The 13,491-nt window shown below is 70.1% G+C and carries 16 protein-coding genes; 1 reads left to right on the forward strand and 15 read right to left on the reverse strand.

Going from position 1 to position 13,491, the window contains the following annotated elements; all coding sequences use genetic code 11:
- Positions 1 to 10 precede the first annotated feature (10 nt).
- Positions 11 to 1,654, reverse strand: coding sequence for an ABC transporter permease (locus J2S43_RS35350; protein ID WP_306836599.1), 1,644 nt, complete (start codon positions 1,652 to 1,654; stop codon positions 11 to 13).
- On the reverse strand, positions 1,645 to 2,394 hold the full coding sequence (locus J2S43_RS35355) for an ABC transporter ATP-binding protein (RefSeq protein ID WP_306836601.1): 750 nt from the start codon (positions 2,392 to 2,394) through the stop codon (positions 1,645 to 1,647). The genes J2S43_RS35350 and J2S43_RS35355 overlap by 10 nt, the downstream gene beginning before the upstream one ends.
- A gap of 182 nt (positions 2,395 to 2,576) precedes the next feature.
- On the opposite strand from J2S43_RS35355, the gene J2S43_RS35360 reads away from it, so the two are divergent.
- Positions 2,577 to 4,421 carry a DUF6311 domain-containing protein gene (locus J2S43_RS35360; protein WP_306836603.1) on the forward strand — a complete coding sequence of 615 codons (1,845 nt, stop codon included), beginning with the start codon at positions 2,577 to 2,579 and terminating at the stop codon, positions 4,419 to 4,421.
- Between the two features lie 266 nt (positions 4,422 to 4,687).
- Here J2S43_RS35360 and J2S43_RS35365 read toward each other — a convergent pair whose 3' ends face one another.
- From J2S43_RS35365 to J2S43_RS35425, 13 genes are all read right to left on the reverse strand, one after another.
- Positions 4,688 to 6,163: a tyrosine-type recombinase/integrase gene (locus tag J2S43_RS35365; RefSeq protein ID WP_306836604.1), complete on the reverse strand. Its 1,476-nt coding sequence runs from the start codon at positions 6,161 to 6,163 to the stop codon at positions 4,688 to 4,690.
- Entirely contained in the window at positions 6,160 to 6,372 is a 213-nt protein-coding gene (locus J2S43_RS35370) for a helix-turn-helix transcriptional regulator (RefSeq protein ID WP_306836606.1), read from the reverse strand. The genes J2S43_RS35365 and J2S43_RS35370 overlap by 4 nt, the downstream gene beginning before the upstream one ends.
- A complete protein-coding gene (locus tag J2S43_RS35375) occupies positions 6,369 to 8,120 on the reverse strand; it encodes a replication initiator (protein ID WP_306836608.1) in 1,752 nt (583 codons plus the stop codon). The genes J2S43_RS35370 and J2S43_RS35375 overlap by 4 nt, the downstream gene beginning before the upstream one ends.
- Positions 8,117 to 8,710 carry a DUF2637 domain-containing protein gene (locus J2S43_RS35380; RefSeq protein ID WP_306836610.1) on the reverse strand — a complete coding sequence of 198 codons (594 nt, stop codon included), beginning with the start codon at positions 8,708 to 8,710 and terminating at the stop codon, positions 8,117 to 8,119. Before J2S43_RS35380 ends, J2S43_RS35375 begins: the two co-directional genes overlap by 4 nt.
- On the reverse strand, positions 8,710 to 10,140 hold the full coding sequence (locus J2S43_RS35385; RefSeq protein ID WP_306836612.1) for an FtsK/SpoIIIE domain-containing protein: 1,431 nt from the start codon (positions 10,138 to 10,140) through the stop codon (positions 8,710 to 8,712). The genes J2S43_RS35380 and J2S43_RS35385 overlap by 1 nt, the downstream gene beginning before the upstream one ends.
- Positions 10,131 to 10,487 carry a hypothetical protein gene (locus J2S43_RS35390; RefSeq protein WP_306836614.1) on the reverse strand — a complete coding sequence of 119 codons (357 nt, stop codon included), beginning with the start codon at positions 10,485 to 10,487 and terminating at the stop codon, positions 10,131 to 10,133. Before J2S43_RS35390 ends, J2S43_RS35385 begins: the two co-directional genes overlap by 10 nt.
- Before the next feature lie 17 nt (positions 10,488 to 10,504).
- Positions 10,505 to 10,687 (reverse strand): hypothetical protein, encoded by a 183-nt coding sequence (locus J2S43_RS35395; RefSeq protein WP_306836616.1) that lies wholly within the window; start codon positions 10,685 to 10,687, stop codon positions 10,505 to 10,507.
- Positions 10,687 to 10,911 carry a hypothetical protein gene (locus tag J2S43_RS35400; protein WP_306836618.1) on the reverse strand — a complete coding sequence of 75 codons (225 nt, stop codon included), beginning with the start codon at positions 10,909 to 10,911 and terminating at the stop codon, positions 10,687 to 10,689. The genes J2S43_RS35395 and J2S43_RS35400 overlap by 1 nt, the downstream gene beginning before the upstream one ends.
- A gap of 94 nt (positions 10,912 to 11,005) precedes the next feature.
- On the reverse strand, positions 11,006 to 11,437 hold the full coding sequence (locus J2S43_RS35405) for a hypothetical protein (protein WP_306836621.1): 432 nt from the start codon (positions 11,435 to 11,437) through the stop codon (positions 11,006 to 11,008).
- Positions 11,438 to 11,559: 122 nt separating this feature from the next.
- Positions 11,560 to 11,949, reverse strand: a complete 390-nt coding sequence (locus tag J2S43_RS35410; RefSeq protein ID WP_306836623.1) for a hypothetical protein — start codon at positions 11,947 to 11,949, stop codon at positions 11,560 to 11,562.
- Between the two features lie 21 nt (positions 11,950 to 11,970).
- On the reverse strand, positions 11,971 to 12,699 hold the full coding sequence (locus J2S43_RS35415) for a GntR family transcriptional regulator (protein WP_306836624.1): 729 nt from the start codon (positions 12,697 to 12,699) through the stop codon (positions 11,971 to 11,973).
- A gap of 78 nt (positions 12,700 to 12,777) precedes the next feature.
- Complete coding sequence (locus tag J2S43_RS35420; protein WP_306836625.1) at positions 12,778 to 13,059, reverse strand: hypothetical protein; 282 nt, start codon at positions 13,057 to 13,059, stop codon at positions 12,778 to 12,780.
- Positions 13,044 to 13,310 carry a hypothetical protein gene (locus J2S43_RS35425; RefSeq protein WP_306836627.1) on the reverse strand — a complete coding sequence of 89 codons (267 nt, stop codon included), beginning with the start codon at positions 13,308 to 13,310 and terminating at the stop codon, positions 13,044 to 13,046. Before J2S43_RS35425 ends, J2S43_RS35420 begins: the two co-directional genes overlap by 16 nt.
- Positions 13,311 to 13,491: the final 181 nt, after the last annotated feature.

The following is a 13,491-nucleotide window of genomic DNA, read 5'->3' on the forward strand; positions in this document are numbered from 1 at the left end:
CATGGGTTCATCATCGCCGCGGGGAGATCGCGGAGAGCAGCTCGGGCATGCGCCGGTCCAGCAGCCGGCCCGCGAAGCCGGAGCCCAGCCACAGCGCGACGCCGCCGTAGAGCAGCCCGGCCGGCAGCCCGGCCCACACCCAGACGTCGGAGGCCAGCGTGGACACCGCGAAGACCGGCACGCACAGCAGCAGCGTGCAGAGCATGGCGGCGAAGCTGAACAGGCTCTTCGTCACGCCCGCGCCGGTGTTGACCGCGAACGGGTTCGACGTCTCCGGCAGCGAGAACGCGCCCAGCACGGAGACGAACAGGTTGATCGCCACGCCGCAGCCGTAGGCGGCCACGGTCGCGCCCCACATCGACGGGATCCAGCCCGGCCGGTGCAGCACCAGTGCCAGCGCCACCGGGATCGCCATGATCAGCGGCACCAGGTAGCAGGAGAAGCCGGCCACCCGGGAACGCAGCTCGGCCGTGCCGGGCACACCGGCCACCACGTTCGCGGCGTACGCGGTCCCGTCGTACCCGAACTGGTTCGCCAGCCCCACGCCGCCGAGCACGCCCAGGAACACCATCGACGCGGTCGCCGTGGCCAGCGACGGCGGCACCGCGGACGTACCCTCGATCAGGCCCCGGCTGCCGATGTTCACCATCAGCGGCACGAACATGCCGACCACCGCGAACGTGATCAGGTTCGCCCGCCGCCGGGTGTCCCGCCACCAGTACCGCACCTGCAACGCCACCAGCGCGCCGAACCGGTTGCGGGGCAGCCCGCGCAGCAGCCGCGGGAACAGCCGGGTGGTCGGCGACGCGTCCGGCGTCTCCCGGGTGCCCCGGCCCGACGTGGTGGTGGCGGTGCCGACCATCGCGCTCTCCAGCGTCGCCGACCACCACCACAACAACACCGCGACGGACACCCCCATGATCAAAAACTTCGCGGGTACGGCGAGCCAGCGGCCCTCCACCACGTCCAGCCCCACGGTGTACGGCGCGGCCAGCGGCGTCCAGCCGAGCACCCGGGCCACGCCGGCCAACACGTCCCAGTCCGCGGTGCGGGCGGCGGCCAGCAGCCCGATCTGCAGCGGCCCGAGCAGCGCGGCCAGCACGGCCAGCAGGATCGCGGCCAGGTCCCGGACCCGCCGGGACCGCAGCATCGCGGAGAACGCGCTGGTCGTGGCGCGGCTCAGCGACACGCACAGCAGCAGCCCGGCCACGACGCCGGCCAACTGCACCAGCCCGGCCGCAGCGCCGCCGTGCAGCGCCGCGGCCACGGCCAGGCCGGACGTCGCCGCGAGCGTGGCGAGCGCGGGCACCCCGGCCAGCGCGGCCGCGAACATGCCGCTGACCAGCGTCCGGCGGCGCAGCGGCAGCAGCGCGAACCGGGCCGGGTCCAGCGTCTCGTCCACGCCGAAGAAGACCAGCGGCATCAGCAGCCAGCCCAGCACCACGGCGGCACCGCCGAGGCCGCCGCCGAGCGCCATGCCGGTGTGCCCGCGGCTGAACCCGGTGACGGCGAAGAGCGTGAAGCCGACCACGGAGAACCACGCGCCGAAGAACAGCCCGATCACGAACAGCGCGATCCGCCACCGCTGCCCACGCAGCCCGTTGCGCATCACGCGCAGCTTCAGCAGCACGAAGTGCCACGGCGTCACAGCCATGCGAGTTCCTGGCCGGTGGCGGTGCGCCCGCCGACCACCCGCACGAAGACCTCCTCCAGCGACTGACCGGCCCGGACGTCCGCGATCGTGCCCGCGGTCAGGATCCGGCCCTGCGCGAGGATCGCCACGTGCGTGCACAGCCGCTCCACCACCTCCATCACGTGGCTGGAGAAGATCACGGTGTTGCCGCTCGCCACGTACCGCTGGAGGATGTCCCGGATCAGCGCGGCGGACACCGGGTCGACCGCCTCGAACGGCTCGTCCAGCACGAGCATGCGCGGGCCGTGCAGCAGCGCGCAGGCGAGACCGATCTTCTTCTTCATGCCGGCCGAGTAGTCCACCACCAGCGTGCGGTCCGCGTCGGTGAGCGCCAGCACGTCCAGCAGTTCGCGGGCCCGCTGGTCGACCACGTCGGCCGGCATGCCGCGCAGCAGCCCGTGACAGGCCAGCAGCTCCGCGCCGGTGAGCCGGTCGAACAGCCGCGCGCCGTCCGGCATCACGCCCAGCATCCGCTTGGCGGCCAGCGTGTCGGACCAGACGTCGTGACCGAGCACGGTCGCGGTGCCGGCGTCCGGCCGCAGCAGGCCCACGGCCATGGAGAGCGTGGTGGTCTTACCGGCGCCGTTCGGCCCGAGCAGGCCGTAGAACGAGCCGGACGGCACCTCCAGATCGACCCCGGCCACCGCGACCTTGTCCGCGAACCGCTTCACCAGTCCGTGCAGCGCCAGGGCGAACGTCATGGGATCGACCGTACTGGGTCGCGGCGGGGTGAGTCAGAGCGTTCAGCCCGATCGGGAGCGGGTGGCCGGCGCGGCGGCTGGGCCGATCGGGGGAACCTTATCTCCTACTTGAAGATGATTCGGTGTTATGCATGCGATAGCTCGGCGACGGCCGTCACACGCACGGGTTACCCTCTTTCGCCGTGACCACTTCGAGCACCGTGTCGCAGGCCGCCGAGGCCGGCGAGCCGGAGAAGGCCGCCCCCGAGGCGCCTCCGGCGACCGAGAGCAGCACCCCCGCGGGCACGTCCCCGCGCTGGACCGGACGTCGGGCGGACATCCTGGTCACGCTCGTCTACCTGCTGGGCGCGTTCTGGGTGACCATCCGCACCTGGATCGACCCGTGGGGCCGCGTCCTCGGCGAGCAGGCCAAGGACCAGGCGTTCAACGAGTGGATGTTCGCCTACGACGCGCACGTCGTGCGGAACCTGGACAATCCGTTCTTCACGACGCTGCAGAACGCGCCGGACGGCGTGAACCTCATGGGCAACGTCGCCATGCAGCTGCCCGGCATCCTGCTGTCGCCGCTGACCATGGTCGCCGGGCCCGAGGTGACCTACCTGTCGCTGATGACCGCCAACCTGTTCCTCACGGCGCTCACGTGGTACTGGTTGCTCTCCCGTCGCCTGGTCGAGTCCCGGGTCGGCGCGTTCGCGGGCGCGCTCGTGATCGGCTTCGGGCCGGCGATCATCTCGCACAGCAACGGGCACCCGCACATCACGTCGCAGTGGCTGATCCCGTTCATCATCTGGTCGGTCATCCGGCTCGGCGAGCCCGGCCGCACGGTCCGCAACGGCCTGACGCTCGGTGCGCTGGTTCTCGCGCAGCTGTTCGTCGGCGAGGAGAACCTCTTCCTGACCGCGATCGCGTGCGCGTTCATGGTGATCGGCTACGCGATCTTCAACTGGAAGGACGTCCGCGCCCGATTCGGCCGCGCCGCGGGCAGCCTCGCGATCGGCGGTGGCCTGGTGCTGCTGTTCGCCGCCTACCCGCTCTACCACCAGTTCGCCGGCCCGCAGCACTACAGCGGCCACCCGGGCGACCCTAAGCCGGCCACCATCGAGTCGTACTTCGCGTTCGCCACCGAGTCGATCGGCGGTGGGAAGAGCAGCGCCGCCGGCCTCGCGCCGAACTTCACCGAAGAGGTCACGTTCTTCGGCTGGCCGCTGATGCTGATCGCGCTGGCCGGCATCGTCTGGCTGCGCCGGGAGAACATTGTCCGGGTGCTCGCGGTCACCGGCGCCGGCGCCGCGATCCTCTCGCTCGGCCCGGTCATCCACCTCAACAACCAGCGCAACCTGCGGATCCCCGGCCCGTTCGCGCTGCTCGAGCACCTGCCGGTGGTCAACGCGATGGTGGTCGCCCGGTTCAACCTGATCACCACGGTCGCGATGGGCGTGCTGCTCGCGGTCATCGTCGCCCGGGTCGCCGAGCGTGCCCGCCCGGCCGAGACCTCCGGCCTCCCGATCCGCCTGCTCGGCGTCACCGTGCTGGCCGGCGCGCTCATCCCGATCATGCCGACCCCGCTGGCCGGCCACGACCGCCCGCCGGTCCCGGACTTCGTCACCGCCGGCACCTGGCGCGACTACGTCGCCGAGGGCCGCACGCTGGTCCCGGTCCCGGTCAACGGCCTGACCAGCATCCGGTACGGCTCGGCCGCCGACGTCGGCTTCGCGGTGCCCAGCGGCTACTTCCTCGGCCCGTCCTCCCCCGACGACAACACCGGCCGCTGGGGCGCCCCGCCCCGCCCCACCTGGCTGCTCTTCGAGAAGATCCAGGGCAGCAAGGACGAGCCCGTCGTCATCACCGACGCCGACCGCACCGCCGCCGTCGATGACCTCCGCTACTGGAAGGCCGACGCCGTCGTCCTCCCCCGCGACAGCGGCACCGACGTCAAGCTCCTCCTCGCCCTGGAATCCCTCCTCGGCCCCGGCCAGCGCATCTCCGACGTCTGGCTCTGGGACGTCCGCCCACTCACCGACAACTGACCGGCCATCGCTGAAACGGGCCGCCGGATCCCCGGCGGCCCGTTTCGTCTTCCACCGCGTCGATTCCCGGCTCAAACAGCGCTCGCGCGGATTTGCCGCGGATTCGCCACAGCGGGGTCATCGAGCGCAGGGTCGGCGCGACCCGGCGGGATCGCTCAGGTCCAAAAGAAAGCCGCGGTGACCAGAGATCGTGCTGGTCACCGCGGCTTGTCCGCATGGGGATGCGGAGGGCCAGGGATTCGAACCCTGGAGGAGTGTCACCACCCCTAGTGGTTTTCAAGGGAACTGCGTTTCGGCGAACCCCTACCCGCTTTGACCTGCTGTTTCAGCGTGGAACGCGCCGAATTTTGAGTGCGGTTCCCCCGAATACGCCCCCGCCCCCGACTCGCCTTGATCGCCCGCTCGATCTGCTGGTTGATGTGCTCCTCGTCCCCGTCGATGCAACCCGCGTAGACCTTGAGGAGCACGGCGACACCGTGGCCGGCCCGGCTGGCGACCTCGGTTGCCGGAACACCGCCGTTCAACCAGAGCGTCACCGCGGCGTGCCGCAGATCGTAGGGTCGGCCGGCGAGCGGGGAGACGGCCTGCTCGGGAGTCAGTGCGGCCTTCCGCGCGTCGCGCCAGATCTCGCCGTAGGTCGACTCGACCAGGTAGCCGCCACGAGCCGCGCGGAACAACCGGCCGTCATCGGCGGTCCCGAACTTTGCCAGGTGAGCGCGGAGGATGCGCACCAGGTCGGGCGGGATCGGGACACTGCGCATCTCCGTCTCGGCCCGGTGCTTCAGGCCGCGTACCTGGCGCACCTCTCCGTCGTCCGTCCAGTCGGCCCCGGTCGGTGGCGCGGTCTCGGCTAGATCGATCCGTCCCCAGCCGCTTTCGGGAAGGTGACAGTCGGCCCGGCGCAGCGACGCGGCCTCGGACGGACGGAAGCCGGCGAAGTAGAGGCAGGCGAAGAAGGCGACCAGGTGAGCGCCCTGCGGATGCACTGCCGGAACAGCGTCGAGGAGCGATTCCACCTGCGCCGTGTTGGCGACCACCCGCCGGTCGACCGCCTCCGCGACCGCGGGTGCCTTCCACTGGGTGCGGTCGATCGGGTTGAAGTCAAGGAGGTTCCGCTCGACGGCGTAGCCGAGCGCGTTGTAGAAGACGGCGCGTTTGCGCTGAACCGTAGTGGCCGCCGCCGGCTTTCCATCAAGTCGCCGGGAGCAGGCATTCAGCGCGGTACGGATGTGGTCGGTATCGCGCAACCGGCTGACCGGGAGGGACTGCCGGGTCAGCCAGGCGAGGGCTGCCTCCTCCGCTGCCGGAACGGATTCGGACCTGGTGTTCGGGTTGAACGCCCAGCGGTAGAGCGCCAGGCGCAAAGTCTCCGCATCCGGCGCCCCGCGATCAGCGACGATCAGAACCGGGGTGACCGTGAGCAGCGCATCAACCATGGACTTGCGGGACTTAGCCGCAGCGTGCGGCCACTTCATCTCGATGTAGGCGCGGGCGTGGTCGTACCAAGTGGTGCGGTCCTGCTCGCGCAGCCTGGACTCGGGCAGGCCGGTGATCTCGTCGAAGGGCTCACCCGCCGCAGCGGCCTTCACCAGGTCGGAGCGGAAGCGGTCGGCGAGCGCCTTCGTGGTGAAGGAGCGCTCGAAGCGCTTGCCGGCCACGACCCAGCGGACGCGGTGGCTCTTGCCCTTGCCGCGGTCGTCCCGCTTGCCCATGTCGTGGATCTTCACGTCGTAGCTGCTCATGCGGCGTTGTCCTCCCGCTGGCACAGCCACGCGTCGAGGTCGGCGCGTCGGATGCGGACCTCACCGTTAGGGAGCTTGATGCAGCGCGGGGCGATGCCGAGGCGACGCCACTTATAGAAGGTCGAGCGGGGGACGCCGAGTTCGGCGAGCACCTCAGGGACGGACAGCAGCTTGCGCTCCAAGCCTCCGGTCATCTCCTTCGACTTCATGCGGCCTGCTGAGTGGGATTTGCCGAAAAGGGGCGTGGTTGAGCGGCGGCAAGTTCGCCGCGCCATCGGATACGGGCTGAAACAGCACGTAGAACCCGATGTTCGACCGGGAGTACGTCGGGGTCGTCCGGCCGGGCCAGCTCGAAGCGGAAGCGCTTCGGGTCGGCTGGCCCTATCGCGGATGAGCTGTCCTCGGAGTCGGCGAGGCCGCCGGCCAGGACGGCGCGGACCCAGGCACGGTTGTCCGCGCGGTGGTCGGCGAGGGTCTTGCCGGACCACTGCCGAGACACCAGGACGCGGCGGCCGGTGAAGCCGAGGGTGGAGCGCTGGTGGACCTTGCCGGTGCAGCGGCCCGGTGTGAGGCCGGGTTTCGCGCCGTCCGGCTGGACGTTGTAGAGCAGCCAGTTCGCGCACGTCGGGGAGCACGGCAGCGTGGACAGCTCGGCGTGGAGCCGGTCGAAGTGCGCGCGCTGCGGGTCGGTCTTCGGTGTCGCGTGTTCGGTCAGGTCTTTGGTGACGTACTTGGTCACGTAGCGGATCGCGCGCTCGGCGTCCTTGGTGCCGGAGTCGATCCCGCGTGCGTCGATGCGGCCGAGCCGGGCGACGTAGGCGGGGTCTTCGTCGATCGCGTCCAGGGCCTCAGCCCACGTCGGTAGCGGCGCGCGGGTCTTCGGGTCGACGTAGGTCGCCTGGTCGGTGTCCCAGACCGGCGGCTTGTCGACCGTGTAGGTCGCGCGGTCGAACGGTGGCCACCACACCTGGTGATAGGTGGCCGCCGCTACCTGTTTGAGCAGCCGTCGCGGGATCGTGCCGCGGATTGCGAAGTGCGCATGCGGAGCGAGACGCCGTTGGAGCTCGACGGCGCCGGCGTATTGAACGTTCCATCCCGCCGCCCGGCGGAGGTTCTGCCACCAGCGGTCCATCACCCGCGCGAAGTGGATCGCGTCGAGTGCGGCCCGCCGGTAGTCGTAGGCGTCGGGGTCTACCGGTGTGCCGAGTTCCGGCTCGTACTGGCCGTGCCGGGCGCCGCACTCGCACGGCACGACGTAAGCGCCGCGTCGGATGTGCGAGTGGACCGGCCCGTGCGAGTCGAGGGTCAGCGTGACGAGCATCGACGGCCGATAGGTATGGCCGTCCCGCCCAGCGAACGCCCGGCCGACCGTGCGCCCGTCGACCGGGAGCCGGGGCAGGTCTGGCGAGTCCTGACGGCGTTTCGTCGACCGTTTCCGCCGAGGGCGGTCGTCCCGGTCGCGTGGGGTGAGGTGGCCGCGGAGGTTCGTCTCGGCCAGCAGCTCGTCAGCCTGGGCGATCTCTTCATCCAGGCCGGTGATCTGCGCGGCGCGCTCGTCCGGGGTCATCGGCTGGTAGTTGACCGCTTCCCGGTCGAACTCCAGGTGCGCGCGCTGGGCCACGAGGTCGAGCACTTCCGCCGTGGGCGGGTCTGGGTCGATCGCGGGCTCGTCGGCGAGGTGCCACCCTTCCCGGATCTGCTGAATGCGCAGCCGCCGGCCGCGCTCGGCGCACGGCTTGCACTTCGCGGCCAGGGTTGCCCCGCACGGCACTTCGACGATTTCCGTGACGCCGGTGAACGTGTCGGTGCGGCGCAGGACGACGGGACGGACGCAGACGCCGTTGTTCTCGGCGAGTTGTTTGAGCGCTTCCTTGGCGAGTGGCTGCCGCATCCGGGCGGCCCGTGAGCCCGGCCGGGGCTCGTCGCCCGCTACCGGGATCAGCGTCGGCTGAGTCATCGCGTTACCTCCACGGTCGGGCGGGTGAAGGCCAGCGCGGGCACTGGCACCAGACCAGGCCGCTCATTCGTGACGTGCGGTCCCGGCCCGGTGTCCGACGCGCCGCTGTTTGGCGACGGATGCACGGGAGTCTCGGCCGCCGCCGGCTCGGTCGGCACCCACGACGCCGGCTCCATGACCGGAGCCTTGATCGGCACCGAGGGCGTGGCCGGTTTCCCGGAGAGGACCAGCTTGGAAAGGCCCATGAAGGCCAGCGCCGGTACGGCCGAGAGCAGCCAGCCGGAGATGCCTGGCTTGGCGACCGCGAGCTGTGCCGACAGCGACAGCGCGACGCCGCAGATGAGCAGGAACATTGGGTAGCGGGTCGACTTGTTGGCGCGACGCCGGGCGCGGATGGTGAGCAGCGCGGCGATCGGGAGGAGTTCGGAGATCGCGGCGTTGGCCCAGCCGAACCAGTCCGGCGTACCGGCGGGGCTGTTGTCCATGGTCCAGTCGTGGACGTGGGTGAACGACGCGGCGCCGGCGAGCGTGCCCACGGTCAGCAGGATGGCGACCAGGACGACGCCTTCGAAGCGTTCGGCGCGGCTCATCAGTCTCCCTCCACGATCTCGCCCTCGACGACCTGCGCGTATCCGTACCGGTGGCAGAGGTCTTGAATGTCGCTGTCGGAGTGGTAGGCGAAGCGGACCCGGACCGGCTCACGCACGCCGTCGAGCGCCACGTAGGCGACGCCGGGTGAGGTCTCCGGGATCTCGTCGGCGAGTGCGCCACGGTTGCGGGCGCCGTCGCCGAGGATGAGATCCACCTGCTCGGCCTCCGTGAGCCGCAACGCGATCCGGGTCGGGAACAGGTCCCGGAACGGCAGCACCTCCTTGCGCGGGTCCTGAAGCGCAGCGATCACGTGGACGCCGACCGCGCGGCCCTGGGACAGCAGCAGCGACAGCGACTCGCGGATGCGGTCGCGGACCTTGCGGTCGGAGATGTAGGACGTGAGCGCGGCCAACTCGTCGATCACGATGACGATCAGCGAGTCACCAGGGGTCGGGGTGTGCTGGCGGGTCACGCCGCGGAGCCGGTTGGCGCGCGCCCGCATGCGCACCACCGCGTCTTCCAGGGCGCCGGCCATGGTCTCGGCGGTGTCGTAGACGAAGCGAGTGAACAGCGGCAGGCCGCCGGCCAGCTCCATGCCGCCCTTCGGGTCGAAGACCCAAAGCTCGACGAGCCGCTGTTGAATGCCGCCCGCGAGCGCGGCGATCAGCGCCCAGATCACCGAGCCCTTGCCCGCGTTCGTCGCCCCGCCGACCAGGACATGCGACCCGGCGAGCCGCAGCGCGTACGCGTCGCCGTTCTCCTGGACGCCGAGCGGCAGCCGGGCGAGGTCAAGGCTCGGGGGAGTCGCAATCGGTGCGATCGTCTCCGCCAGCGGATCGCGGCGCAGAAAGACCAGGATGATCCGGTCGGGACGGCGATGCGTGCGAGCACGGCCGTCCCGGACACGGAATGTGTATGCCAGGCGCGGTGCAGCCTTGCCCCAGTCGTCCGGGTGCTGGCCGGGCAGCATCCGCACGGTCACTTCGTCGCCGAATGCGGTGGCGCGGACGCCGAGGAGCTGCGGGACGTACTTGTCCCCGCCGAACGCGGTTGCCAGCCCGCAGGTGGCCATGGCCGGCGCCCAGCCGCGCCGGTAGACGAACAGCCGCCGCCACCGTCCCAGCAGCGGCCACCATACGAACCGGCGCCAGGTCGCGCGATGCCACCGCCACCACGCCGCACCGCCCGCCGCCAGCGTGGCGAGCACGGCGAGGAGGATCTCCCAGCCGAAGTCGACCCAGATCCAGGCGATCAGCGCGGCCGGGCCGGTCAGCCACCAGTAGCGGACCGCGAGCACCGTCGCGCGGAAGGCGCCGCGGAGCGTCCACCACAGGACGAGCAGCCAGCCCGGCACCCGCCACACGGGCACCCGGACGTTCATCGGCGCGGGCGGGATCTTGTCCCCTGGGATGACGTTGATCAGCGGCATGACGCCGCCCCGGTGTCGGGGAACAGCGCGATCTGATCCGCACGCTGTGCGGGCTCCGGTGCCGGCCGCCGGCTGTGCTGGCCCGGCTTGGTGTTGGTCTCCGGCACGTGCCGGATCATGGTCGGCAGCCACCGACCACGGCCGAGCACCGCGCGCATGTCCGCCGGATCGGAGACGTACGGGGCGATGCTGGCCGGGTCGAGGTGGTGGAGCTTCACGATTGTCCGGGCCAGGGAGGCGGCGGCAGCGGAGATCTCCACCAGCGCCGCCACCCGCAGCACGTCGACCGGGGACGAGACGTAGACGTGCCGGACGGCCGCGATCCCCAGCGCCGCCAGCTTCTTCACGACAACACGACGGACGGTCACAGCGACCACCGCCACACCGGACGGCCCAGCCGCGCCCGGCAGCGACGGCAGCACATCCGCTTCGGGTCGAACCGACGCGGCTTGACCCAGGACTCGCAGTACATGCACCACATCGCGGAGACCGTCGACGGCGCACCGCAGTGCAGCCCGACGATCGTGAACAGCGTGGCCGTGGCCATCACGCCACCCCCGGGCCGCGCAGCCGGGCCGCGGTCTCCCGCGCCGTCCCCGCCAGCTCGACCGCTTCCGTGGTGCCGACGCGCTCCAGCAGGTCAGCCTTCGCGTCGAACCAGGCCGCCCGCTCGTGGTCGCTCGCGTTTCGGTCCGGCATGGCACCCAGCAGCGCCGACAGCTGCGCGCCGATCGACTGCATCGGGGCAGCCTCATCTACCGTGGGCTTCACAGCCCCACTCCTTTCGAGGGGTACGGGTTGGCAGCGCGGGGCCGGGCCGAAGTCTTTGGTCGGAGGACGGCCCGCCCCGCGTCAAACTCTCTGCTCAAGCAGCAGCCGCGCCGGGCACGACACCCACGGCACGCATCCCGGTAGCGCGCAGCGAATACGCCATCCGCGCCCGGCACTTGCTCGACGACCCACCACAGCGGTTCCCGTCCACATACGGCGTGATCGTCAGCCCGTCGAACTCCACCGCCGGCGGATACCCCGGCACGCTCGACGCCGGCGGCACCGGCTGATACGGCGCCACGACCTTCACCTTCACCTCGGTCGTCCGCCCGAACTTCCCAGCCTCCGGGTCCAGGTCCATGACCTTGACGACCCAGACCCGCTCCCCTGTCTCCTTGTCCCGCGCCTGGTTGTCCGCCTCCCCACGCCGGTCAAAGTCGACCTGCGCATCCACACCCAGGCACAGCGCCCCACGCGGAAACACGTACTCAGACGGCACCGGCACCTTCAACGTCAGCGGAACCACGAACCAGCCTCCTTGCTACACAGCCATCCAAGTGATGACCGGTTATGCAAACAAGTTAAGCCGACTTGTACACACAAGCAAAGGCGGGGATCCGGAATTTCAGATCATGAGCATCCGGACAGTCACGGCCCGAATTCTGTGAGCACTTGGACCACGGCCGCAACAACGTCGAACGACGCGGTGGGCCCGTCGCCATGCAGCCACGACAGCGACGGCCCATCCGTGCCGGAAGGCGGATGGGCCGGCAGTCCCGCTGGCCACGCCTCATGAGGCTTGATGACCAGCGCGGTGAAGTCGAAGAACGCTATCTCGTCGCGGGGCTCCCGGTCCATCGCGAAGAACCGCAGATCCCGGATGGACGAGGCCATCCACGGGCGCCCGGAGAACGGCAGCAAACTGATCTCCATCGCGTCGCCGGACTCAATCAGCGGCAGCGACAGGCGCTCGATCCCGTACCCCTGGAAGGCCTCTACCGCCGCAAGGACGGATGCGAAGACATGATCGTCGCTCATCCGAGCGACTGTGCGCCGCCGCTACGGCAGCGGGTAGGCGTCGTCGATCTCGTGCCGCGAACCGGGCATCACCAGCTGCGAACACAGAACGGCCTCACCCGACGACTGATACACCGTGATCACAGTGCTGATCACGGACTCGTCGTAAGGCACTTCGAGCATGCCGGACTCGCTCTCGGTGACGCGGCGAGCGGTCAGCCGCTCGACCACATAGTCCCCGCGGATGCCGCGGACCCGGCTGATGTGGTCGAGCAGACTGCCCTCGATCGGGTCCGGCTTGATGATGTCGGTGCCGACCGCCACATCCACCGGAACGTACGTCGACACGATGTCAACCGGCCCGAACTCCGACACCGTGATCCGATGCCGCACGTAGACCGGCGTCTCGTTCGGGATGTGCAGCGAGGCCGCGATCCGCGGCGGGGCCAGCACCGGCCCGACGTGCACGACGTTCGTGGAAACGGTCTCGTCCAGGTACAACGCTTCCCGCGCGTACTGCGGGGAGACGCCGGCGGCGGACGGCCGGCCACGCACGAAGTGCCCCTTGCCCTGCTGCGACTCGATCCACCCGTCCTGCCGCAGAATGCCCAGCGCTTTCAATACGGTTGGACGCGCGACCCCGAACTCTTTGGCGAGCGTGTTCTCGGACGGCAGCGAGGTTCCCGGCGGGTACTTGTCGCTCTCGATGCGCTCACGGATCGTGTTGAGCACCCGCAGGTACTTCGGCGTCGGCACCTCGTACGCGCTCACTCACACTCCGCCCAGATCACACAACCCACTTGACAACACAAGACACTAAACCTGATGCACATGAGCAGGCAAGACCAGTCACGCGTCGGGGGACTGTTCAACCGCCTGCGCGCCGAACCACTCCGATCGGACGCCGACCTTGCGGAGCCCGATCAACTGTGGGCGGGTGGCGCCGGGCCGCCGCGCTGGCAACCGCGCGTAGCGGCCGAATACCCGCAAGGCCGCGCGCCGCAAAGGGCATGGACCCTCCAACTCGCAGATCGGGCATCGTCCGTCGCTAGAGAGGTCGGTATGCCGATCCAACTGCCGCTGCGCCTCCCGCAGCTCGGATCGTGCCTCCGCGGTCAGATAGACCGCCATCGTCCACCCCTCCTCATCAACGCTGAGCCTGACGCGGCGAGCCGCAGACCGCCGCGGAGCACGAAGATCTCTCGCCGTACGGTCGCCTCGCCCGTCTCCGGGTCGAGGACGTAGCCGGCAATCCAGGCCCACCCGTCGTAGGTCGCCCTGTCGGACACCGAGATCACTCGCAGGATCAGCGCGTTGTCTCCGTTGAACTGCACCGACGCTCGCCGATCAACAACCAGGACATCGCCGGCCTTGGGATCCATCACGCCCCCGCCGAAGCCGAGAGGGCGCCGAGGCAGACCACTCCTACTCCTGGTGCGAGCCGGAAGAAAGGAACGGTGCCAGCTTGGCCCGCATGGCCTGCCTCGACACCAGCTCAGGACGCGGCAGCTTTCCAGAGCCACCGCAATCAAGACAGGACCGACGAAACGACGCGTCGGTCCT

It is taken from the genome of Catenuloplanes nepalensis, from assembly GCF_030811575.1.
In the GTDB taxonomy this organism is placed as follows: Bacteria; Actinomycetota; Actinomycetes; order Mycobacteriales; family Micromonosporaceae; genus Catenuloplanes; species Catenuloplanes nepalensis.

Coding starts and splice junctions, on each gene's coding strand:
- J2S43_RS35420 (WP_306836625.1), bottom strand. CDS start 13,059: ATGGCGGTCTATCTGACCGCGGAGGCACGATCCGAGCTGCGGGAGGCG.
- J2S43_RS35350 (WP_306836599.1), bottom strand. CDS start 1,654: ATGGCTGTGACGCCGTGGCACTTCGTGCTGCTGAAGCTGCGCGTGATG.
- J2S43_RS35370 (WP_306836606.1), bottom strand. CDS start 6,372: ATGAAGTCGAAGGAGATGACCGGAGGCTTGGAGCGCAAGCTGCTGTCC.
- J2S43_RS35395 (WP_306836616.1), bottom strand. CDS start 10,687: ATGGCCACGGCCACGCTGTTCACGATCGTCGGGCTGCACTGCGGTGCG.
- J2S43_RS35380 (WP_306836610.1), bottom strand. CDS start 8,710: ATGAGCCGCGCCGAACGCTTCGAAGGCGTCGTCCTGGTCGCCATCCTG.
- J2S43_RS35410 (WP_306836623.1), bottom strand. CDS start 11,949: ATGAGCGACGATCATGTCTTCGCATCCGTCCTTGCGGCGGTAGAGGCC.
- J2S43_RS35365 (WP_306836604.1), bottom strand. CDS start 6,163: ATGAGCAGCTACGACGTGAAGATCCACGACATGGGCAAGCGGGACGAC.
- J2S43_RS35425 (WP_306836627.1), bottom strand. CDS start 13,310: ATGGATCCCAAGGCCGGCGATGTCCTGGTTGTTGATCGGCGAGCGTCG.
- J2S43_RS35375 (WP_306836608.1), bottom strand. CDS start 8,120: ATGACTCAGCCGACGCTGATCCCGGTAGCGGGCGACGAGCCCCGGCCG.
- J2S43_RS35355 (WP_306836601.1), bottom strand. CDS start 2,394: ATGACGTTCGCCCTGGCGCTGCACGGACTGGTGAAGCGGTTCGCGGAC.
- J2S43_RS35385 (WP_306836612.1), bottom strand. CDS start 10,140: ATGCCGCTGATCAACGTCATCCCAGGGGACAAGATCCCGCCCGCGCCG.